Origin of the sequence: Bartonella sp. DGB2, from assembly GCF_046843095.1 — a bacterium.
GTDB lineage: Bacteria > Pseudomonadota > Alphaproteobacteria > Rhizobiales > Rhizobiaceae > Bartonella.
This window is the reverse complement of the sequence record NZ_CP177325.1, coordinates 1044582-1066389: the sequence shown is the minus strand read 5'-3', so window position 1 is coordinate 1066389 and position 21808 is coordinate 1044582. Positions and strand designations below refer to the sequence as shown.

The following is a 21808-nucleotide window of genomic DNA, read 5'->3' as shown; positions in this document are numbered from 1 at the left end:
TTAAAGCCATGAAACGTAGCCCAATGGCTCTCGCTCTGCATGAAGCAAAGTACGCCGCCGCCCGAGGCGAAGTTCCCGTGGGGGCAGTGATCATACACAAAGGCTTGCCCATTGCCTATGCAAGCAACCAAACCCGCACCACTCCCGATCCAACGGGACATGCAGAAATACGCGCAATACGCGCGGCTTGTGCCCTTTTAGGCCGAGAACGTCTCGTTGATTGCGATCTTTATGTCACCCTTGAACCATGTACTATGTGCGCGGGCGCTATTGCCCATGCCCGCCTCCGCCGCCTTTATTATGGAGCACGAGATCCAAAGGGCGGTGCAGTAGAATCGGGCGTACGATTCTTTCATCAGTCCACCTGCCATCACCAACCCGAAATCTATAACGCAATAGGAGAACGAGAATCTAGCCTTTTACTTAAAACATTTTTTGCTCGTCTACGCCTCTGAACAAAAGCGACTTTTCTTTAAATTAGCAGTAAAACTCCCTTTAAATGCGCTTATTCAACCGTGACAGATTTAGCTAAATTACGCGGCTGGTCAATATCACGCCCCAAAATGCGTGCAACATGATACGCCACCAATTGCAACGGAACTGCATACAGAATGGGAGAAATAAACGTAGGTATAGATGGTAGAATCAAAGAATCTACCCCATCAACCCCGTGGCTTTTTGCCCCATTCTCATCAGTAATGAGAAGAATCTTACCGCCGCGCGCCGCCGCTTCCCGCATATTAGACATAGTTTTTTCAAACCACTTATCAAAAGGTGCAACCACCACAATGGGCATTTGTGAGTCAATCAAAGCGATGGGGCCGTGTTTTAATTCCCCCGCTGCATAGGCTTCGGCGTGTAGATACGATAATTCCTTCAGTTTCAACGCCCCCTCAAGCGCTAAAGGGAAAGAGGGACCACGCCCCAAATACAGCACACTCCTTGCCTCTATCAAAGGCGAGCAGAAACGAATAATTTCTGCATCCAATTGCAAGACCTTATGAAGATAACTAGGAACCTTCAACAATTGGAAAAGGAGATTTTGCTCCTCCTCTCCCGTAAGGCGCCCACGCGCCTTTGCCGCTTCTAAGGATAAAAGAGCTAAGCTAACTAATTGACAAGTAAAGGCTTTGGTAGAGGCCACACCAATTTCTGGGCCGGCTAGGGTAGGAAAAACATGATTAGCCTCACGCGCCATGCTTGATTCTAGAACATTCACAAGCGCCGCCACTTCCACACCCCTATCGCGACAATAGCGCATAGAGGCCAAACTATCCGCAGTCTCTCCCGATTGAGAGACAAAAAACGCTACACTCTCTAAATCAAGCGGTGGCTCGCGGTAACGGAATTCTGATGCAACATCTATATCAACCCCAAGCATCGCAAGGCTTTCAAACCAATAACGGGCGATTGACGCGGCGTAATAGGCTGTACCACAACCCGAAAATACTAAGCGTTTGATACCATTCCAATTAATCGCTTGGCTTATAGAACGTAACTGCCGCGCTTCTAGATCGACGTAATGAGCCAATGTTTGAGCAACAACATCAGGTTGTTCAAAAATTTCCTTCTCCATAAAACAATGGTAATTCTCTTTAGAAACTTGAACCTGCGCTGTGGTACAGTGGGTAATCTTGCGCTCTACTTCTTGATCATCTGCATTATAAATCACCGCACCCGCCTTATGGATAAGAGCATAATCCCCATCCTCTAAATAACAAATCTTGCGGGTGAATGGTGCCAAAGCAAGGGAATCAGAACCGACAAACATCTCACCTTCGCCCATCCCCAAAACAAGCGGCGGCCCAGAGCGCGCAGCAATCATCGTATCGCCATAGTTCGCAAAAAGCGCGACAAACGCAAAAGCGCCACGCAATTGTTTAAGTGTTCCCCTAACGGCCTCTAATGGGGTTTTACCCGCTTTTAAAGCTAAACTTAATAAATGAACAATCGTTTCTGTATCCGTTTCACTTTCAAAAATGCACCCACTCGTTTCAAGCGCTGCGCGTAAAGTACCAAAATTCTCAATAATGCCATTATGAACCACTGCAACGGTGCCATTCATATGGGGATGAGCATTACGCTCGCATGCCTTGCCATGGGTCGCCCAGCGCGTATGCCCGATACCTGCAAAACCCCCAATAGGCGTTTCTTCATATTTTTTTTCCAAATGATGTAATTTACCTGCTGCACGCAAGCACCGTAGGTGATCCGTTTCCAAAGTGGCGATGCCAGCAGAATCATAGCCACGATACTCTAACCGCTTAAGCCCCGCCAACAAAAGCGGTGCAACCGGCTTCTTGCTAATGATCCCAATAATCCCACACATGCAATCTTTCCCCTTCTTTGATAAACCCTCTATCCATGCAAGATAAAACAGATTATCATTATCAGCCTCAGGACAATTTTTAGCCACATCCCTATGAGATTAACGGCGTTAAAGGATCAGAGCTCCCCTCTATGACAATCATCGCGTCTACTGATAAGCCGAAAAAAAAACATGCGCAATAAAATTATCCTTGCTCCCCTCCGGCTATTTTCCCCTCTAATTCCGGGTCTGCTCCTATGTGCTGCTATTTCGATAGGCGCGCAGTTCATTGTATGGCTTCAACGAGCCTTATTTAGCGGTGTTTGGCTAGAAAATCTGGTTTTGGCCATTTTGCTTGGTATACTTATCCGTAGCTTATGCCCCATACCACCGGCAGCTAAAAGAGGTATTGACTTTGCCGCCAAAACCCTACTTGAAATCGCCGTTGTGTGCTTGGGAGCCAGCATCAGCTTCCATACTATTCAACAAGCAGGAACCCTTATTTTTTTGGTCATTGCCGTGACCGTTATCTTAGTAATCTTATTAAGCTATCTTTTAGGGCGCTTGACAGGGCTTTCTTCACCACTTGCCTTGCTAGTAGCTTGTGGGAATGCTATTTGTGGCAATTCTGCCATTGCAGCGGTAGCGCCTGTCATCCGTGCTAAAGGTGATGACGTGGCTGCGGCAATTGCATTTACCGCTGCATTGGGCGTTCTTACCATCCTCCTTTTACCCCTTGCCATCCCTCTCTTTAGCCTTTCCTTAGGGCAATATGGTTTTTTAGCTGGTATGACTGTCTATGCCGTGCCCCAAGTTTTGGCCGCAACAGCTCCTATCTCTCCATTAAGCACACAAATTGCTACCTTTGTTAAGCTCTTGCGGGTTTTATTTTTAGGACCAATAGTTTTTATCCTAGCCATCATTTTTCAAAACAAGACGGCCGAACGACCTGCAATCATAAAATTCATCCCCCCTTTTATCATAGGCTTTATCACGCTTATGACGGCACGTTCCTTACATCTTATCCCCACAAGCGCTTTAGCCATATTGAAAACAAGCGCTAACCTCTTAACCGTTTTTGCTATGGCTGGACTTGGGCTTGGGGTCGATATACGTACCCTAAAACGAGCTGGTGGACGCGTAGTGCTTGTGACCATAGCTTCACTCGCCTTAATGGCGACAATCGTTTTACTTTGGCTTAGTATCCTCCCCTTAAACTCACTTGAGGCTTAAAGTAAATCATCGATGTGCTTCTAGAACCTTAAACCCATGCCCTTGTTGATGACAATAAACTTGACGAAAACGCTCATTCAATAAAGCTTCATAAGGCAATTGTCGGTTGGCAACCATCAAAAGACGTCCACCCCGCTTTAATACTTTAGCAGCAACATCAATAAAGTACTTTCCCAAACCAATATCTCGGCGTTGACCAGTATGAAAAGGTGGGTTCATAACCACCGTATCATAAACTGTTATAATTTCCTCTACTACCACATCATGCCAATAAAAATGCACCGGTCGTATTGTAGCCGCTAAGCGTTGTTCCGCTGCTCCTAGAGCTTCATAATCAGCCTCATAAAGATCAAGCACTTTCAATTGTGGTGCACGTAAAATAGCATGGGATAGATAGCCCCAGCCCGCCCCTAAATCGGCTACCCGCCCGAAGGCAACCTTATCTATAAAGGGTAACAAAAGCTCTGAACCCTTATCAACCTTACCATGAGAAAACATACCCGCTTGCGTAACAAAGCCATCCCCAAAATAGCAGGGGGGATCATAAAGCGTTGCTAACATCCTAAAATCAACAATAGCAGGACGCTCCAACCAAAATACCTGTCCATGATTTTTGCTTTCACGACCCAAAAGAGGAGCGATCTTTTGCGCCCACATAAGAAAAGATTTTACACCCGTTCGATTTCCTCCCGCCACCACCATGAATCCACCAGCCGATAAGCGCGCTAAAAGATCAAGAAATCGATTTTTATTATAGGCAACAGACTTACCTAATTGCAAAATAGCCCCCGCATACAACGCACCTTTATCGGGTAGACTAGGGAAGCATCGCAAACCCGCCGCCGCAAAGCACAAAAAATTTCCTCTCCATGGCGTAATATGGTGACAATACTGCGCCCATTCCTTAATCGGCAAATCCTCTAAACCGTGGGTTAGCCATAACGCATCAGAGCTAGGTGGGGCTAGCCTATTGGTTTCAAATGGTAAAAAAATTGGCATCGGCGTATCTTATATCCCACGTATTACATAACAAAAAACATTGTCAACTGCTTCGCTGTCTTTACTTCTCTCAACAAAAAAGCAAACCCTAAAGGGTTTGCTTTTTTACTCTAACAGCTTAAATAAAGAAAACACTCACCCTGAAAAACATCAGAGCATCATCACTAAATAAAAGAGACAGCGCTTAATCCCTACGGCGTGGTCGACGCTTCCGATCTACCGCTTCTTCACCGTGGTCTTCAATCGTATCGGCCTCATCAAGACTAAGTTCTTGCCCCGTCTCTTGGTCAATCGCTTTCATGGATAAGCGCACTTTACCACGTTCATCAAAGCCAACCAATTTCACCCAAACACGGTCACCCTCTTTAACAATATCGGTCGTTTTTGCCACCCGCTGGTTGGATAATTGTGAAATATGCACCAAACCATCCCGTGGACCAAAGAAATTAACAAAAGCGCCAAAATCAGCCGTCTTTACCACGGTTCCTTCATAAATATGCCCGACTTCGGGTTCATCAATAATGGAATGAATCCAACGTTTAGCGGCGTCGATAGATTTAGCGTCCGCAGAGGCAATGGTGATTGTACCATCATCATCAATGTTAATCTTAGCACCCGTTTGCTCAACAATCTCACGAATCACCTTACCGCCAGTGCCAATCACCTCGCGGATCTTATCAACCGCAATATGCATCATTTCAATACGAGGAGCAAACTCCCCTAATTCAGACCGCGCAGTATCCAATGCTTTGGCCATTTCATCCAAAATGTGAATTCGACCGCCCTTAGCTTGCTCTAAAGCGATCTTCATGATCTCTTCGGTAATACCATCAATCTTAATGTCCATCTGCAAAGAGGTGATCCCCTTTTCAGTGCCCGCAACTTTAAAATCCATATCACCCAAATGGTCTTCATCACCCAAAATATCTGACAGAACTGCAAAGCGCTCACCTTCTTTAATAAGCCCCATGGCAATCCCTGCGACAGGCCGTGCCAAAGGTACACCAGCATCCATCAAGGCCAAAGAAGCGCCACATACGGTAGCCATGGAAGAAGAGCCGTTCGATTCAGTGATCTCAGACACAATCCGCAAAGTATAAGGAAAACTTTCTTTACTTGGTAGCATAGGGTGGATAGCTCTCCACGCTAATTTCCCATGGCCAATCTCGCGGCGCCCAGGCGACCCCATACGCCCCGTTTCTCCAACTGAAAAGGGCGGAAAATTATAATGAAGCAAAAAAGTTTCTTTGTGAAGCCCTGTCAGCGTGTCGATATATTGCTCATCCTCGCCGGTTCCCAAAGTAGCCACAACCATGGCTTGTGTTTCACCACGCGTAAACAACGCTGAACCATGGCTGCGCGGCAAAATGCCAACTTCTGAAACAATCGGACGTACGGTAACCAAGTCACGACCATCAATTCGATGACCGGTATCCAAAATATTCCAACGAACAATCTTGGCTTGTAAGCTTTTAAAAACCGTGGCGACTTGCTCCTCCGTATAGGAAGTGTCCACCCCATCAATAGGCACAAATTTTTCCAAAACTTTAGCTTTAATCGCGTTTACCGCGCTATAACGCTCTTGCTTATCGGTAATGCTATAAGCAGCGCGTAGATCTTTTTCTACTAAAGCTAACATCGCATCTTCAAGAGAGGCTAGGTTTTCAGGTGTAAAGTCACGCGGGTCAAGGGCTGCTACTTCTGCCAATTGAATAATAGCGTCAATGACTGGCTGAAAGCCTTGCTGGCCAAACATCACTGCGCCCAACATCACATCTTCGGGTAATTCTTCTGCTTCGGACTCCACCATCAAAACTGCATCGCTAGTGCCAGCAACAACAAGATCCAATTTGGATTCAGGCATTTCATCAATATGAGGGTTAAGAACATATTGCCCCCCAATATAGCCAACGCGGGCACCACCAATCGGTCCCATAAATGGTACACCCGAGAGGGTGAGAGCAGCAGAGGCGGCAACCAGCGATAAGATATCAGGATTGTTTTCCATGTCATGCTGCAAAACAGTAACAATCACCTGTGTCTCGTTCTTATAGCCATCGGCAAAAAGCGGCCGAATAGGCCGGTCAATCAAGCGAGAAACCAATGTTTCATTCTCACTTGGGCGCCCTTCGCGTTTAAAATAGCCGCCAGGGATCTTACCCGTAGCATAGGCTTTTTCTTGATAATTTACTGTAAGTGGGAAAAAATCTTGTCCCTCTTTTGGTTCCTTAGCCGAAACCACCGTCGCCAAAACTACGGTTTCACCATAGGTAGCCATAACCGCCCCGTCGGCTTGGCGTGCCACTTTACCCGTTTCCAAGGTAAGCGAACGCCCTGCCCATTCAATTTCTACTTTATGTGTTTTAAACATCTTCATCCTTAAGGATAATGGTAAATAATACCGTTTATATAGTGTCTATCTTATTGCCACCATGGGCAAGACAACAAGAAGTTTACTAAATAACTCACCTAAGCGAGCCGATGAAGGATACAATATCCGCCATATTTTTAACCATAAACGTCCAGTAATCCTGCCCCATGAAAGCTTGCATTTAACAAATAAGGCGGGGCCAAGCCCCACCTTGTTTCCATTGACGGCTAACGGCGCAAACCAAGCCGACTAATAAGGTTTTGGTACCGAGCTTGGTCAACGGATTTCAAATAATCCAAAAGACGGCGGCGTTGAGAAACCAATTTTAAGAGCCCACGCCGAGAATGGTTATCCTTTTTGTGAGATTTAAAATGCTCAGTCAAATTAGCAATCCGCTCTGACAAAACAGCCACTTGCACTTCGGGCGAACCAGTGTCACCTTGTTTGGTTGCATATTCAGCCATTAAAGCTTGTTTACGTTCAGGGGTAATCGACATCCATCCATCCTTTCATTTGAGGAAAATCGCCCATGGCCAAGATGTCGTCCAGCCAAGGCGTACATACAATGGGCAACGCCCTATAGCACACTTCACCATATAACAAAGCCTTGCTAAAAACCAGTTCTTTTTCACGCTCCAAATACCCGCCGCGGTTTAAACTGACCTTGCTCTAAGACGCCAATTGCCACCAGTCGTCCCTTTTGGCTTACCCAAAGGTCTTCCTCATCAAACGGCCCACCTTGGCCGCGCAAAAGAATGGCATTACCCGCGCGCACACGTCGCGCTTCTTCATCATTGAGTGAATAATGAGGAACAAATTCTAAGGCAGCGCCCGTTTCAATCAAAAACGCATCCAAAGCATCAAAATTGCGGAAACGTAAAGGGATTTCACCATTTTCATCATCTTTTGGCACGGCTTTCGCTTCCAGCACGTTCAATTCTACCATATCTTCCTGATCAAAAGGCGCCACTTCGACGCGCCGTAATTCAGCAATATGGCCATAACAGCCCAAATCGCGACCTAAGTCACGCGCAAGAGAGCGCACATACGTACCTTTGCCACACACCACTTCAAAGCGGGCACGACCTCCTTCGTCTATACCCAAAAGGGTCAATCTATCAATTTCCACCTCGCGGGCAGGGATTTCCACCACTTCTCCCTCACGCGCCAAATCATAAGCACGGCTACCAGCAATTTTAATTGCCGAGAATTGTGGCGGCGTTTGCCAAATCACACCACAATATTTGGGAAGTAGCGCCAAGATCTCTGCTTCCTGCGGCCGCTTATCTGATGTTTTAACAACATTACCCTCAAGGTCATCAGTATTACGTTCTTCTCCCCATGCTATAACGAAGTGATAAACCTTCGTCCCTTCCATTACATAGGGAACAGTTTTTGTAGCCTCACCCAAAGCAATGGGTAAAAGCCCTGATGCCAAAGGATCAAGCGTACCTGCATGACCCGCCTTTTCCGCTTGGAATAGCCATTTGATCTTAGCCACCGCTTCAGTCGACCCCATGCCCTTTGGCTTGTCTAAAATCACCCAGCCTGAAACGGATCTGCCTTTTTTCTTACGCATCCGCGCCATTGTTTTCATCCTCTTCTGGGGCCGCTAAATCGCGCTTGACTGCGGGCGAGCGCAAAAGCGCATCAATTTTGGCAAAATTATCAAAACTAGTATCCAGATAAAACCGAAATTGCGGCATATATTTCATCTGGCGCAAATCTTGACTTACAAGCCCCCGAATAAAGCGGGCATTACGGTTTAATGCCATAACAATCGGCTCACGCGCGTATTCACCAAGAGGGGCGACATAACAAGAAGCAATCTTGAGATCCGGCGACATCTGCACCTCAGAAACAGAAATTAAAACCCCGTTTAACAATGGATCGTGAAAAGGCCCCCGCTGTAAAATAGGAGCCAAAATATGGCGCACCTGTTCACCGACCCGTAATTGCCGGGCTGTTGGCCCCTTTTGATTTCGCGTCTTTTGCATATATCACCTGCCTCAAAACCCGCCCAAAAGCCCCCACTTTACCTCAAGATAAATTCGAAACATAGGGGCATAAATACACTGAAATATAACTGCGTATATCTGTGTGGAGTCAAACACACTCTACAGGTTAAAGCCCTCTGCCTGTTCAACAAAACCCTACACTAGCAAGGCTCTTGAATGGGCAGGGTCTAAACCGCTACTGACTGCGCCAAAACCGTGTGCATTCCAAAAAAACAACTAAAGGCTACGACGAATATGCTCAACCCGAAAAGCTTCAATAACATCACCAGCGCGAATATCATCGTAGTTTTCAAAGGCCATCCCGCACTCTTGCCCCACTTGAACTTCACTTACTTCATCCTTAAAGCGCTTGAGTGTTTTCAAACTGCCTTCATGAATCACAACATTATCACGCACCAGCCGCACACCGACCCCGCGTTGTATCTTGCCTTCAGTTACACGACAACCCGCCACTTTTCCAACTTTGGTGATATTAAACACTTCCAAAATCTCTGCATTACCAAGAAATGTCTCACGCCGCTCAGGCGAAAGCATCCCCGACATCGCCGCTTTCACATCATCAACAAGATCATAAATGATGTTATAATAACGTATTTCAATGCCCTGAATTTCTGCCGCATCCCGCGCTTGTTTATTAGCCCGTACATTAAAGCCAATAATGGCGGCTTGGGATGCCTCTGCTAAGGAAACATCGCTTTCCGTTACCCCACCAGCGCCTGCATGAACAATCCGCGCCCGCACTTCATCATTGCCCAATTTTTCCAAAGCTGCGATAATCGCTTCAATTGAACCCTGCACATCACCTTTTATGACAAGAGGAAACTCCTTTGCCCCGCTGATTTGCAACTTATTCATCATTTGCTCAAGCGAACCACGCGAACCTGCTTGGCGCGCTACGGCCTTCTCACGCGCTAGGCGCTGACGATATTCCGAAATACCACGGGCTTGAGCCTCATTATGTACCACAGCGAATTGATCACCTGCTTGCGGCGTTCCTTGCATACCCAAAATTTCCACAGGCATTGAAGGGCCTGCTTCTTTTAAATGTTGCCCTGTATCATTAATAAGGGCACGAACCCGCCCCCATTCATTTCCAGCAACAATAATATCAGAGGGGTGCAAAGTTCCCTTTTGAACCAGAACCGTTGCTACTGACCCGCGACCGCGGTCAAGTTTAGCCTCAATTACTACACCACATGCTGTCCGTTCAGCATCTGCTTTCAAGTCAAGAATTTCTGCTTGTAGCAAAATAGCATCTAATAAAGCATCAAGATTTTGTCCCGACTTGGCCGACACCTCTACCTCAAGGGTTTCCCCCCCCAAAGATTCAACAAAGACCTCGTGTTGCAAAAGCTCTGTGCGTACCTTTTGAGGATCGGCTGCAGGTTTATCAATCTTATTGATCGCAACAATAATTGGTACCCCAGCAGCCTTAGCGTGGTTAATCGATTCAATAGTTTGTGGCATCACACTATCATCAGCTGCTACCACCAAAATCGCAATATCAGTGGCTTGCGCGCCGCGGGCTCGCATAGCCGTAAAGGCCGCATGCCCAGGCGTATCAATGAAAGTAATCTTCTGCCCATTATGCTCTACCTGATAAGCACCAATATGCTGAGTAATCCCCCCCGCTTCCCCAGATACAACATTAGCTTTACGGATAGCATCCAAAAGCGAAGTCTTACCATGATCCACATGTCCCATAATGGTCACAACAGATGGACGGCGTTTCATCTTGCTTTCATCATCTGGTAAATTGAAGATCCCTTCTTCAACATCTGATTCGGCCACCCTTTTCACCGTATGGCCAAATTCTACCGCGATCAATTCGGCAAGATCTGCATCAATCACGTCGCCAGGCTTCATCATCTGACCTTGCTTCATCAAATATTTAATCAAATCGACCGAACGCTCTGCCATGCGCTGAGCTAATTCTTGAATGGTGATAGTTTCAGGCAAGACTACTTCGCGCGAAATTTTTTCCCGCGGCTCTTGCATAAGAGCCCGCTTGAACTTTTCTTGTCGCCGCCGCATCGCTGCCATAGAACGACCACGCGCATCACTATCATCATCAAAGGCACTGTTCAAAGTCAATTTCCCGCGCCGACGATCTTCAGTACCCTTCACAGCCTTGGGTGCACGAACTTCCGGTTTAGCTACCACACTGCGTCGATTGCGACGGTTGGCCTCATCGCCTTCGCCATCAACTAATTCACGCTTAATAGGTGCAGGTGTAAGCTTAGCTTTAGACCCCTGCTCTACAGACCGCCCCGTCGTTTGGGCGCGCTTTCCTGATACCGCTATTTCTTGCGCTTTTTTCATCTCTGCAACAGGCGCCGCAGCTTCAAGAGCCGAGGCTTCTTCTTGAGCCTTTTGCAGCGCCTCTCCAGCCGCCTGCCGTGCTATCTCTTCTGTACGCCGCGCTTCTTCTTGGACTAACCGTTCTGCTTCAGCGGCCGCCTGCTGTTTAGCCTCTTCTATAGATCTTAAATGCGCCTCTTCAAGAGCGCGCAAACGAGCATCCATTTCCGTTGAAGATAGCTTACGACCAACGCTCTTGTTACTACTTGATCTTGCTGTACGATTTAAAGAAGAACGCCCCTGCGTTGCCACATGAGGCTTCGCGATAACAGTTTCAGGCTTTGCTTCTGGTTTAGAAATTTTCCGCCGCTTAGTTTCGACAACCACAGCTTTGCTCCGGCCATGGCTAAAACTTTGCTTGACCGTACTTGTTTCAACGCCCGCCCGTTTTAAAGTAAGCGTTTTCTTTGCTGTTGTTTTGTCGTTATCGTGTTCACTCATTCCATTTCCTTCACGGCTATACCGTTATCCGCGCACCGCACGTCTCATCACGATAGGCACACCATTTTTCTATCGCACCCATCAATCCCGCTGCCGCTTGCCCATGTAATAAAGCTGCGTGTACCACAGGATGCCCTCCAAAAGCTACAGCCATTTCTTCCGCACTAAACAAAGACAGGATTGCGATATTTTTACCAGTCTTTTGTTGCAATGCATAGGTTGTCTGCAAAATTTTGCGTCGCCCATCTTCAGCGGCCTCTTCGGCATGAAAGACCAAAACCACCTCACCAGCCCGGATCGCAGCCGATACCTTAGCTGACCCGGCCACCAAAACACCAGCCTTACGCGCTAAAGCTAATTGAGCACAAGCCCTTTTGCGCAATAACACTTCTACACGTTGAGGCAGATCATCCTCCACTATTATATCTGCCTTAAAAGCACGCTGAAAAGCACGCCGCTTGACTGCATCTATTAAAACTTGACGCCGCGCCAGAGTCCAAGCGCCCCGGCCTGGTAAGTGCGCTTTCAGATCTGCTACAACTCGCCCATCAGGCGCAATAACAAAACGAATCAGATCTTGTATTTGCTTTGTCTCCCGCGTCACGATGCAGGTACGTTCGACCATCGGCCACTACCCCGTTTCTCACTCAGTCTCATCCGAAGATCCTTCGGCCGCCTGAAGTGCATCATCTTCCACTTCTTCAAAAAGATCAACTTCGTCAATCCAGCCAACATGCAAACGCGCCCCCAAAATCATCGCTTCCGCATCAGTGCGACTCAAATCAAAAGATGACAAAATGCCCAAATGTTGCTTAGTTTCACCCTTAGTCCGTTCACACCAGCCCACGAGGTCGTCCACCGCGCAACCCGCAAAATCCTCAACGGTTTTAACCCCCTCCTCGCCAAGAGCTACCAGCATCGCAGTGGTCATATTCGGCAATTGCCGCAAGTCATCCGCTACACCAAGGCTTTGCCGCTTTTCATCCAAAGCACGCTCTTGTGCGTCTAGATATTCACGAGCGCGCGTTTGAATTTCCGTCGCCGTATCTTCATCAAACCCTTCAATAGTCGCAATTTCATTAAGAGCTACATAAGCAACTTCTTCCACGGAATCAAAACCTTCAGAGGCCAAAAGTTGTGCAACCATTTCATCCACATCAAGCGCCTGCATAAAGAGTTTACTACGCTCAATAAATTCCTTCTGACGATTTTCCGATTCTTCCTTTTCGGTCAGAATATCAATGCCCCACCCCGTTAATTGCGAAGCCAAACGTACGTTCTGTCCACGCCGACCAATCGCCAAGCTCAATTGATCATCAGGCACAATCACTTCAATCCGTTCAGCGTCTTCATCAAGCACCACCTTTGCCACTTCAGCAGGCTGCAAAGCATTAACAATAAAACTTGCTGCATCTGCCGACCAAGGAATGATATCAACCTTTTCTCCCTGCAATTCGCCAACCACTGCTTGCACACGACTTCCACGCATCCCCACACAAGCGCCCACCGGATCAATAGAAGCATCGCGCGAAACAACGGCTATTTTTGCACGCGAACCAGGGTCACGTGCAACTGCTTTAATCTCAATAATACCATCATAAATTTCTGGCACTTCCATGGTAAATAATTTAGCCATAAATTGCGGGTGCGTCCGTGATAAAAAGACCTGATGCCCACGGGGCTCACGCCGCACATCGGCCACGAAAGCCCGAATCCGATCTCCATAACGAAAAGCTTCCCGCGGGATCAACTCATCCCGGCGCACCACCGCCTCGCCACGCCCTAGGTCGACAATCACATTGCCATACTCCACCCGCTTAACCGTACCAGAAACAATTTCACCTAATTTATCTTTGAATTCATCATATTGCTGGTCGCGCTCCGCATCACGCACCCGTTGCACAATTACTTGTTTAGCCGATTGAGCAGCAATCCGACCAAAATCCATAGATGGCAGGGGATCTGATAGAATATCACCGATCTGGGCATCAGGCTTACGGTCTTTCGCCATTTCTAGAGAAATCTGCGTAGCATAGTCCTCTACTTTTTCCACTACTTCCAACAAGCGCTGAAGTTTAATCTCCCCCGAACGTGCATTGATGTCAGCACGGATATTGGTTTCTAAGCCATAGCGCGAACGCGCTGCTTTTTGAATCGCGTCAGCCATGGCGGCAATTACAACTTCACGGTCAATCGACTTTTCCCGCGCCACAGCATCAGCAATTTGCAAAAGCTCTAATCTGTTCGCACTCACAGCCATTGATAATCTCCTTTTTCACCGCTTGAAGCGGCCCATTATATCCGTTCTCAAAACCCATCGAAAGACTTCCGCCCTTCTGCTTAGCGCCCTACCAAACGCCTAAACACCGTCCTCGCCAAGGTCATCCTCAGGAATTAGCCCCTGACGTAATGCCTTATCCTTCCTTAAGGCCGCTCGGATAAGATCATCGGTAAGAACCAAGCGTGCATCGATAATTTGCTCAAATAGGATTTTTACCTGCATCGTTTCACCATAAGCAAGTTTATCGGCGATAAGCACAAAGCCCTGTTCATCCACATCGCTTATAACACCCCGAAATTTACGACGCCCATCAATAGAGCTCCGCGTTTCCACCTTTGCTATATAATCTTTCCAATGAGCGAAATCAGATTTGCGTACCAGCGGGCGATCAATTCCGGGAGATGAAATTTCCAGATGATATTTGCGTTCAATAAGATCCTCCACATCCAAAAGGGGAGAAATTGTACGGCTAACCAGCTCACAATCATCAACGCTCATCAACCCATTAGCACGCTCGGCCATGATCTGCAAAGTGAGGCCATTTAATCCTAAAAGCCGCACCTGCACCAAACGATAACCTAAAGGCAAAAGCACAGGTATCAGTAAAGCAGCGATTTTTGCTTCCACCCCTACTTCTTCAAGAAGACGGGGCTCATTAATATCCACTAGGCGCATTACGTCCTGCATCATACCCTCAATGATACCATTTCTGGCAATGGCGTTGCAAAGGACCTTAAACAAAAAGAGCGGGCTTGGGACCCACTCTTCATCACAAGATCAAGATTTCCTTCACTATACACGAAAATATGGCTGCTTTCAACCCCCAACGCTCATACATCACGCACCACAATTTCAAAACGCGCCATCAAGAGCGCCTTAAAGGCGCAAAAAAGTAAGGTAGGCTGGCACTCGACCTGCTAGCAAAGCTTTGGCTTCATAGCGCGTGCTAGGCCACGCTATGAAGGGTATTTGCCAATCTTCTGGCCCCTTTGCTACCCAATCAAAGGCGGAATGATGCATCATATGCCTGAGCGTCCAATTTACATAAGTGTCAATATCACTTACAAAACGAAAAACTCCTCCACTTTTTAGCACGCGCGCAAAACGATTCAAATTCTTTTCATTCACAAAACGCCGCTTCCAATGTTTTTTCTTGGGCCAAGGGTCAGGATAAAAAAGATCAATCCCATTAAGACAAGCATCAGGCAACCAATCTAGTAGCAAAGTTGCATCATCATCATAAAGACGCAAACGTTGCTGCAATGAAGGTGCCTCATCAATACGATGCAAAAGCTTTATCATACCATTTACAAAGGGCTCAATCCCAATAAAACCCATAGTTTCACACCGCGCCACCTCATGACACAGATGTTCACCACCCCCAAAACCGATTTCCAACCGCACACCACTAACGGGCGTTGGGAAAAGCTGTGTAAGCGCCATGGGCGGCTTTTGTTGCAAATTAAGCTTTAAAAGAGGCAAAAGACGCTCCGCACGCGCCATTTGTCCTTCGCGTAATGCTTTTCCCTTCCGCCGCCCAAAAAAGGCTTCACTCATCCGAGTCTTCAGCATAATTCTTTATCACTTACTTGGTTTGCGATCGCCTGCTGCAAAGGTTTCACCAAATCGGTGCGCTCCCAAGAAAAGGACCCATCGCGCCCAGGCCGGCGGCCAAAGTGGCCGTAAGCAGCAGTTTTTGCGTAAATGGGACGATTCAAATTAAGATGTCGACGAATGCCGCTAGGCGAAAGATCCATAGATTGTCGAATCGCTACTTCAACCTGATCTTCCTTCACCCGCCCCGTTCCATGCAAGTCTACATAAAGAGAAAGCGGTTGCGCCACTCCTATAGCATAAGAAATTTGAATCGTACAGCGATCTGCCAAACCGGCCGCCACAACATTCTTAGCTAAATAGCGGGCTGCATAAGCAGCTGAACGGTCAACCTTTGTAGTATCCTTACCAGAAAAGGCACCTCCTCCATGAGGAGCGGCGCCTCCGTAGGTATCAACAATGATCTTCCGCCCCGTCAAACCAGCGTCACCATCAGGCCCCCCTATAACAAACCTACCTGTTGGGTTAATATACCAACGACAATCAGCGGCAATTGCAATATCAGCCAAAGCAATACGAATATGAGGCTCTACCACCGTACGTACCTTAATGCTATCCCAATTGGGATTAAGGTGCTGGCTGGACAATACAATGGACGTCACTTCGCATGGAACACCATTTTCATAACGCACTGTAACTTGACTTTTAGCGTCAGGCCCCAAAAAAGCGGCCTCGCCCTGCTTTTCATGACGCGCTTTTGCTAATTGGGCCAAAATCTTATGCGCATAATAAATAGGAGCAGGCATAAAATCGGCAGTTTCACGACAAGCATAACCAAACATAATGCCTTGGTCACCCGCCCCTTCGCTTGTTTGAATATCAGTTGCTTCATCGACACCTTGGGCAATATCTGCCGATTGCGCGTGCAAAAGCACATCTACCTTCACCTTTTTCCAGTGAAAACCTTCCTGTTCATAACCGATTGACCGAATCGCTCGCCGAGCTAAGGCTCGAAAACGCGCAGGATTGATTTGCCAATGACCAGAAGCATCACGCAACAAACCTCCATCTCGGCTTCTTTTTAAAAGACTTTTCGGCACCCGCGCCTCGCCTGCGATAATAATCCGATTAGTAGTAGCCAACACTTCACACGCCACGCGTACCAACCAAGGATCCATCCCCACCTTGAGTGCTTCTCTATAAATCATATCTACAATTTCATCAGAGATACGGTCGCAAATTTTATCAGGATGACCTTCTGATACAGATTCACTGGTAAAAAAGTAATTTTTATGCCCCACGTGTCACCCTCGCAAGCAAAACCATAGCCCAAAGTTCATTCGCCTAACAAAGCATATTTTTATAGAGAAAGTCTACAGCGTTATCCCCCACTGTTGCGAGGGCTATAGCATTCAATAACCTTCGCAGTCAAACTCACTATCTTAGCCTATAAATTCCCATCAAATTCGCCACTAGATAAAGCCTTAACAAGGTCAATGATTTTGCGCCGCACTCTAGCCTCACGGATATTTGCAAAAGCCCGCATCAATTGAATTCCTTCACTACTCGAACAGAAATCCAAAAAAATTGCATCCGGCTCCGCAAAGCTCTCAGCAGCCTGTGTTTTTTGTGAGTTTTCAAAAAAATATGCAACTGGTACATCTAAAATGGCCGCAATTGCCTGTAGACGACTAGCACCCACACGATTCGTACCCTTTTCATATTTTTGAACCTGCTGAAAGGTAACCCCCAATTTTTCGCCCAGTTTTTCTTGGCTCAGCCCTAACATATTACGGCGGAACCTTATGCGGGCGCCCACGTACACATCCGTTGGATCCGGTTTCTTTTTATTCTCGCTCATAACTTTATTTTCTTTGCTAAAAGCCAATATCAACCAAGCCTTGGCGTGTTATCAAAATAATTGTATCTGGCGACTGTCCCCCGCAGAACATATGCACACTATTATCATAATATTGCCGAGCATTTGTCAATCATTAGTCTACTTTTATAAACCATATACCACACAGCCCCAAGCCTAGGATGAGAAATACACATAAACCCGGCAATAAATATGGTGAGCGCGACCAAATTGGAACAAGAGCTTTAGGAATAGGGGCATCCAAAACCGCAGCCCGCGCGCGCGGAAGAGACGCGACAACCCGACCATAAGGATCAACCACCGCGGAAATGCCATTATTTGCAGCTCGAATCAATGGCAACCCTGTCTCCACCGCCCGCATTTGCGCTTGTTGGAAATGTTGATAAATGCCTGGTGTCGCACCAAACCACGAATCATTGCTAACGTTCACCAATGCATTAGGCCGCGACCCTTCATAAAACATCTCATTGGGGAAGATGATCTCATAACAAATCAGCGGCAAATAAACAAAACCATTAGGCAAGGTAACGGAGCGGCGTTGCGCCCCAGCGCTATAACCCCCAACATTTTCAGCCACAGCGCGCAAGCCAAAAAGAGATAACCATTTTTGAAACGGTAGATATTCGCCAAATGGTACTAAATGAACTTTATCCGAATCGGCGATAATATCGCCACGATAGTCAACAACTTTCAGGGCGTTATAATAACGCGGTTCGTTGCTCGCAGATCCTCCATCATACCGTATAGCCCCAACGACAGCCCATTGTTGCGGCTCTAAAAAACCACCAATAGCACGAGCCACCTCTGAATGAGAACCAAAAATATAAGGCACCGCCGCTTCCGGCCAAAGGATAAAATCCGCAACTTTAGCGCCTTGACTTAAAGGAGCCTTACTTAAGCGCAACTGCTTTTCAAAATCACTATAACGTTGCGTCGCACCATATTCAGCACGGGGCACAAGATTAGGCTGAACAATCCGTACCCAATGAGAGCTATTTTGATAAGCAATGCTTGCTGGCGCGCGACCAAGCCGATAAAGCCCAAAACCCAAATGAGCTAAGCTCAGTCCTACACAAAGGCTTAAGGGCAAAGCCATTTTTTCTGATGTAAAAACCACAACAGGTAAAGCATAAACAAAAAACGCCCAAAAATTCATTCCATATAGACCAAAAACCGCTGAGGACTGCATTAACAGCGGCGTGGGCATAGCAGTATAACCGATAGCGTTCCATGGAAAGCCTGTCCATAAAATCCCGCGCAACCATTCAGCCAAACCAAAGCACAAAGCAAAAACAAACACCCGCGCAAGCCCCTTTGGCCAAAAGAGCCCACAAAGAAAACCTGCAAAGCCCCAATAAAATGCTAAAAAGACTGGTAAGCCCAAAAGCGCAAAAGGCAAAGCCCACCAAAAGCGTGCAATATCTACAAATAAAGCATTGGTCAACCACCAAAGGCCAACGATAAAATAGCCAAAACCAAAACAAAAGCCCAAACCCGCCATCACCGACAACCGCCGGCACCGACTACCTATAGAGGCGCCTCTATCCAGTAGCAATAAAAGACAAGGAAAACTTAGAAAACAGAAAAAAATTCCATAAAAAGGCGGTAAAGCAAAAGCAACAAGCCCCCCCGCTACGCCGGCCAACAAAAAATACCACCGTATCGATAAAACGGCAAGCTTCTTCTCTATCGCCGCCGCGCTTGCCATCTTAAGAGTTCTCTATCTTTCCTTGAGCCGAAACCTCTGCATCAGAAAACACTCTTATGCGCTTGATACGGCGCTTATCGGCTTCAAGAATACGAAAACGAAAGCCAGGTACAGCTTCAATCATTTCGCCCTTGCTGGGGATGCGATCCAAAAGCGAAACAAGAAAGCCGCCAATTGTATCAACCTCTTCACCCAGTTCACCAACGATGAATTTAGGCCCCAAAGCTTCAGACACTTCCTCGAGGTCGGCGCGGGCATCCAAAAGCCATTTCTGTGCTGATTCACTAACAATAAAATTGGCTACATCGTCATGCTCATCCTCAATATCGCCCACAACCAATTCTACAATATCTTCCAAAGAGACTAATCCATCCGTGCCGCCATATTCATCAATAACCAAAGCCATTTGCGTTCGGGTGGTCTGCATGCGGGTGAGGAGTTGACTGGCCATCATTGAACCAGGAACAAACAAAACATTGCGCACAAGATTTAAATCTTGCAGCGAGCGCTCCAGATCTATACCGCCAAAATTAAAGGTGCCATCAACCGTTTCACATAAACGCGCTGCGCGCGTTAAATAATTTAAAACATCACGAATGTGCACCATCCCACGCGGGTCATCCAATGTTTCGGCATAAACGGGCATCCGCGAATGGCCAGTTTTTTCAAAACATTTCAATACATCGCCCAATGATGTTTCTAACCCTAGCGCCTCTATCTCTGAACGCGGGATCATAATATCCTCCACTCGCGCCTCACCAAGCCGCAAAATATTGTGCAGCATCAAACGCTCTTGTGGAGAAAAAGATGCATTCTCTGGATGTTCTACTGTTGCCAAAGCATCAGTCAGATCGGCTCGCAAAGAAGTATTTTGCCGGCTACGAAGAAAAGGTAAAAACTGACTTAACGAAAAGCGCTTTTCGCGCGCCGTAACCGGAGTCAGCTCGTCACTTTCGTAACCTGAGTCGGAGGAGGAATTCTTTTCAGCCATTATCTTCATTCTTGAGGTTTATTACTGCATGGATCTATATAAAGGAAAAGTTACCACATTAGCAAATATACTCACGATAGGGGTTGGGAACCCCAAGGTCAGCGAGAATCTCACGCTCCCATTGTTCCATAATCTCCGCTTCCCCTTCGTTTTCATGGTCATATCCCAAAAGATGTAAAACCCCATGCACCAACATGTGTCGCACGTGATTCAATAAAGGTTTATCTTCGGCTAAGGCTTCCCGCTCTACAGTCTCATAAGCGATAATAATATCCCCTAAAATCGGTCCAGGCCGTTCACCCACTTGCACATCTTGGATTGGGAAGGACAAAACATTGGTGGCCTTATCTTGTCCTCGCCAACGCGCGTTAAGAGCGCGAACCTCTGCATCACAACTAAAAACCAAACTCAATTCACTAACAAGGTCTAAAAAACCTAAACGCTCAAATACCGCTGCTGTTGTCGTTTGTACGAAATCTTCGAGAAACCCTGCATCAGGCCAATCGCCTCCCGTTATCGTTATATCTATCTGTAACATAATTCATAACTATCCATTATCCCTGCTTTACTCGCAGATCCTATTGCATTGCATCTGCCCACTATGACTTCTTTGCACCTATACACTCATAAGCCCTGATAATCGCCGCGACCAAAGGATGGCGCACCACATCACCTTCATGGAACCAGACAATAGCAATCTCACTTAAACCCTCTAAAATATGCAGAGCTTCTATAAGACCAGATTTTTGACCCGCAGGGAGGTCAACTTGGCTAGGATCGCCAGTAATCATCATTTTGGCGCCATCTCCCAAGCGAGTCAAAAACATTTTCATTTGCATGGATGTAGTATTTTGCGCTTCATCCAAAATGATCGCTGCGCGTGCTAAAGTACGCCCGCGCATAAAAGCCAGGGGTGCAATTTCAATAAGTCCTGCTCCCACAGCCTTTTCAACCTTATCAGGCGACATCATATCGTAAAGAGCATCGTAGAGAGGCCGTAGATAAGGATCAACCTTTTCTTTCATATCGCCGGGCAAAAAACCCAGCCGCTCTCCCGCTTCAACGGCAGGTCTGGTTAAAATAATTCGATCGACTAGCCCTTTTTCCAAAAGCATAACTGCCTGAGCTACTGCTAGATACGTCTTACCGGTGCCCGCCGGCCCCACCCCAAAAATAAGATCATGAGCATTCAAAGCTTCTATATACCGATTCTGTGTAGGCGTACGAGCGTGAATGGTCTTTTTACGATTTGCAATATGCGCGATATTGACTTTGCAAGGCGCATCGTTTTCAACCCCATCCCCACTTGAAACAACCTCACTACGGCCAATGGCCAATATGCCCTCTGTTTCCAGAAGATCAGGCGTTGCTCCCTTTTTGGCCGCTGCATAAAGCGTATTTAACACACGATCGGCCACTGTAAGTGCCGTAGCATCGCCATAAAGCGTCACTTCATTACCCTGCACATGAATATCAAGCCCCAGCTTACGTTCAATCGTCTTTAAGTTTTCGTCCAATTTGCCAAAAGCAGCTCGTGCACAATCATTATCAGTAAAACTAAGAACGAGGCGTCCACGCGCTCGCCCCGCTTTTCCCTCATCAAGCGCTATAGCCTGAGCGGGGTTCCCTTTTTCTTTACTTTTCAGGCTTTTGGCAGCCTTCAC

Annotated in this window: 19 protein-coding genes; 2 read left to right on the top strand and 17 right to left on the bottom strand. The window is 46.9% G+C overall.

From position 1 onward, the window contains the following. Nucleotides 1-8: 8 nt before the first annotated feature. Nucleotides 9-455: a nucleoside deaminase gene (locus ACK28X_RS05895; protein ID WP_412057488.1), complete on the top strand. Its 447-nt coding sequence runs from the start codon at nucleotides 9-11 to the stop codon at nucleotides 453-455. A 50-nt stretch (nucleotides 456-505) separates the two neighbouring features. On the opposite strand, the gene glmS is transcribed toward ACK28X_RS05895, so the two are convergent. Continuing rightward, the gene (gene glmS, locus ACK28X_RS05890; RefSeq protein ID WP_412058297.1) at nucleotides 506-2329 is read right to left on the bottom strand and encodes a glutamine--fructose-6-phosphate transaminase (isomerizing); all 1824 of its coding nucleotides are present in this window, start codon (nucleotides 2327-2329) and stop codon (nucleotides 506-508) included. Nucleotides 2330-2500: 171 nt separating this feature from the next. On the opposite strand from glmS, the gene ACK28X_RS05885 reads away from it, so the two are divergent. Further along, nucleotides 2501-3541: a YeiH family protein gene (locus ACK28X_RS05885; RefSeq protein ID WP_412057487.1), complete on the top strand. Its 1041-nt coding sequence runs from the start codon at nucleotides 2501-2503 to the stop codon at nucleotides 3539-3541. A gap of 6 nt (nucleotides 3542-3547) precedes the next feature. Here ACK28X_RS05885 and ACK28X_RS05880 read toward each other — a convergent pair whose 3' ends face one another. From ACK28X_RS05880 to ACK28X_RS05805, 16 genes are all read right to left on the bottom strand, one after another. Then, entirely contained in the window at nucleotides 3548-4540 is a 993-nt protein-coding gene (locus ACK28X_RS05880; RefSeq protein WP_412057486.1) for a class I SAM-dependent methyltransferase, read from the bottom strand. Between the two features lie 184 nt (nucleotides 4541-4724). After that, on the bottom strand, nucleotides 4725-6911 hold the full coding sequence (gene pnp, locus ACK28X_RS05875) for a polyribonucleotide nucleotidyltransferase (protein ID WP_412057485.1): 2187 nt from the start codon (nucleotides 6909-6911) through the stop codon (nucleotides 4725-4727). Nucleotides 6912-7138: 227 nt separating this feature from the next. After that, complete coding sequence (gene rpsO, locus ACK28X_RS05870) at nucleotides 7139-7408, bottom strand: 30S ribosomal protein S15 (RefSeq protein ID WP_412057484.1); 270 nt, start codon at nucleotides 7406-7408, stop codon at nucleotides 7139-7141. A gap of 131 nt (nucleotides 7409-7539) precedes the next feature. Continuing rightward, a complete protein-coding gene (truB, locus tag ACK28X_RS05865) occupies nucleotides 7540-8499 on the bottom strand; it encodes a tRNA pseudouridine(55) synthase TruB (RefSeq protein ID WP_412057483.1) in 960 nt (319 codons plus the stop codon). After that, nucleotides 8483-8908: a 30S ribosome-binding factor RbfA gene (rbfA, locus tag ACK28X_RS05860; protein WP_412057482.1), complete on the bottom strand. Its 426-nt coding sequence runs from the start codon at nucleotides 8906-8908 to the stop codon at nucleotides 8483-8485. The genes truB and rbfA overlap by 17 nt, the downstream gene beginning before the upstream one ends. Before the next feature lie 237 nt (nucleotides 8909-9145). Next, nucleotides 9146-11731 carry a translation initiation factor IF-2 gene (gene infB / locus ACK28X_RS05855; RefSeq protein ID WP_412057481.1) on the bottom strand — a complete coding sequence of 862 codons (2586 nt, stop codon included), beginning with the start codon at nucleotides 11729-11731 and terminating at the stop codon, nucleotides 9146-9148. Nucleotides 11732-11747: 16 nt separating this feature from the next. Further along, nucleotides 11748-12356, bottom strand: a complete 609-nt coding sequence (locus tag ACK28X_RS05850; RefSeq protein ID WP_412057480.1) for an RNA-binding protein — start codon at nucleotides 12354-12356, stop codon at nucleotides 11748-11750. An 18-nt stretch (nucleotides 12357-12374) separates the two neighbouring features. Continuing rightward, nucleotides 12375-13991 carry a transcription termination factor NusA gene (nusA, locus tag ACK28X_RS05845; RefSeq protein ID WP_412057479.1) on the bottom strand — a complete coding sequence of 539 codons (1617 nt, stop codon included), beginning with the start codon at nucleotides 13989-13991 and terminating at the stop codon, nucleotides 12375-12377. A gap of 99 nt (nucleotides 13992-14090) precedes the next feature. Further along, entirely contained in the window at nucleotides 14091-14699 is a 609-nt protein-coding gene (gene rimP / locus ACK28X_RS05840; protein WP_412058296.1) for a ribosome maturation factor RimP, read from the bottom strand. Nucleotides 14700-14888: 189 nt separating this feature from the next. Beyond that, a complete protein-coding gene (gene trmB, locus ACK28X_RS05835; protein ID WP_412057478.1) occupies nucleotides 14889-15584 on the bottom strand; it encodes a tRNA (guanine(46)-N(7))-methyltransferase TrmB in 696 nt (231 codons plus the stop codon). Further along, nucleotides 15578-16867: a methionine adenosyltransferase gene (gene metK / locus ACK28X_RS05830; protein WP_412057477.1), complete on the bottom strand. Its 1290-nt coding sequence runs from the start codon at nucleotides 16865-16867 to the stop codon at nucleotides 15578-15580. The genes trmB and metK overlap by 7 nt, the downstream gene beginning before the upstream one ends. Nucleotides 16868-17013: 146 nt before the next feature. Next, nucleotides 17014-17427, bottom strand: coding sequence for a helix-turn-helix domain-containing protein (locus tag ACK28X_RS05825; protein ID WP_412057476.1), 414 nt, complete (start codon nucleotides 17425-17427; stop codon nucleotides 17014-17016). Between the two features lie 133 nt (nucleotides 17428-17560). Then, nucleotides 17561-19153 carry an apolipoprotein N-acyltransferase gene (gene lnt / locus ACK28X_RS05820; RefSeq protein WP_412057475.1) on the bottom strand — a complete coding sequence of 531 codons (1593 nt, stop codon included), beginning with the start codon at nucleotides 19151-19153 and terminating at the stop codon, nucleotides 17561-17563. Between the two features lies 1 nt (nucleotide 19154). Further along, nucleotides 19155-20153, bottom strand: coding sequence for a hemolysin family protein (locus ACK28X_RS05815; RefSeq protein ID WP_412057474.1), 999 nt, complete (start codon nucleotides 20151-20153; stop codon nucleotides 19155-19157). A gap of 49 nt (nucleotides 20154-20202) precedes the next feature. Continuing rightward, complete coding sequence (gene ybeY / locus ACK28X_RS05810) at nucleotides 20203-20682, bottom strand: rRNA maturation RNase YbeY (protein ID WP_412057473.1); 480 nt, start codon at nucleotides 20680-20682, stop codon at nucleotides 20203-20205. Nucleotides 20683-20743: 61 nt separating this feature from the next. Then, nucleotides 20744-21808 carry a PhoH family protein gene (locus ACK28X_RS05805; RefSeq protein ID WP_412058295.1) on the bottom strand — a complete coding sequence of 355 codons (1065 nt, stop codon included), beginning with the start codon at nucleotides 21806-21808 and terminating at the stop codon, nucleotides 20744-20746.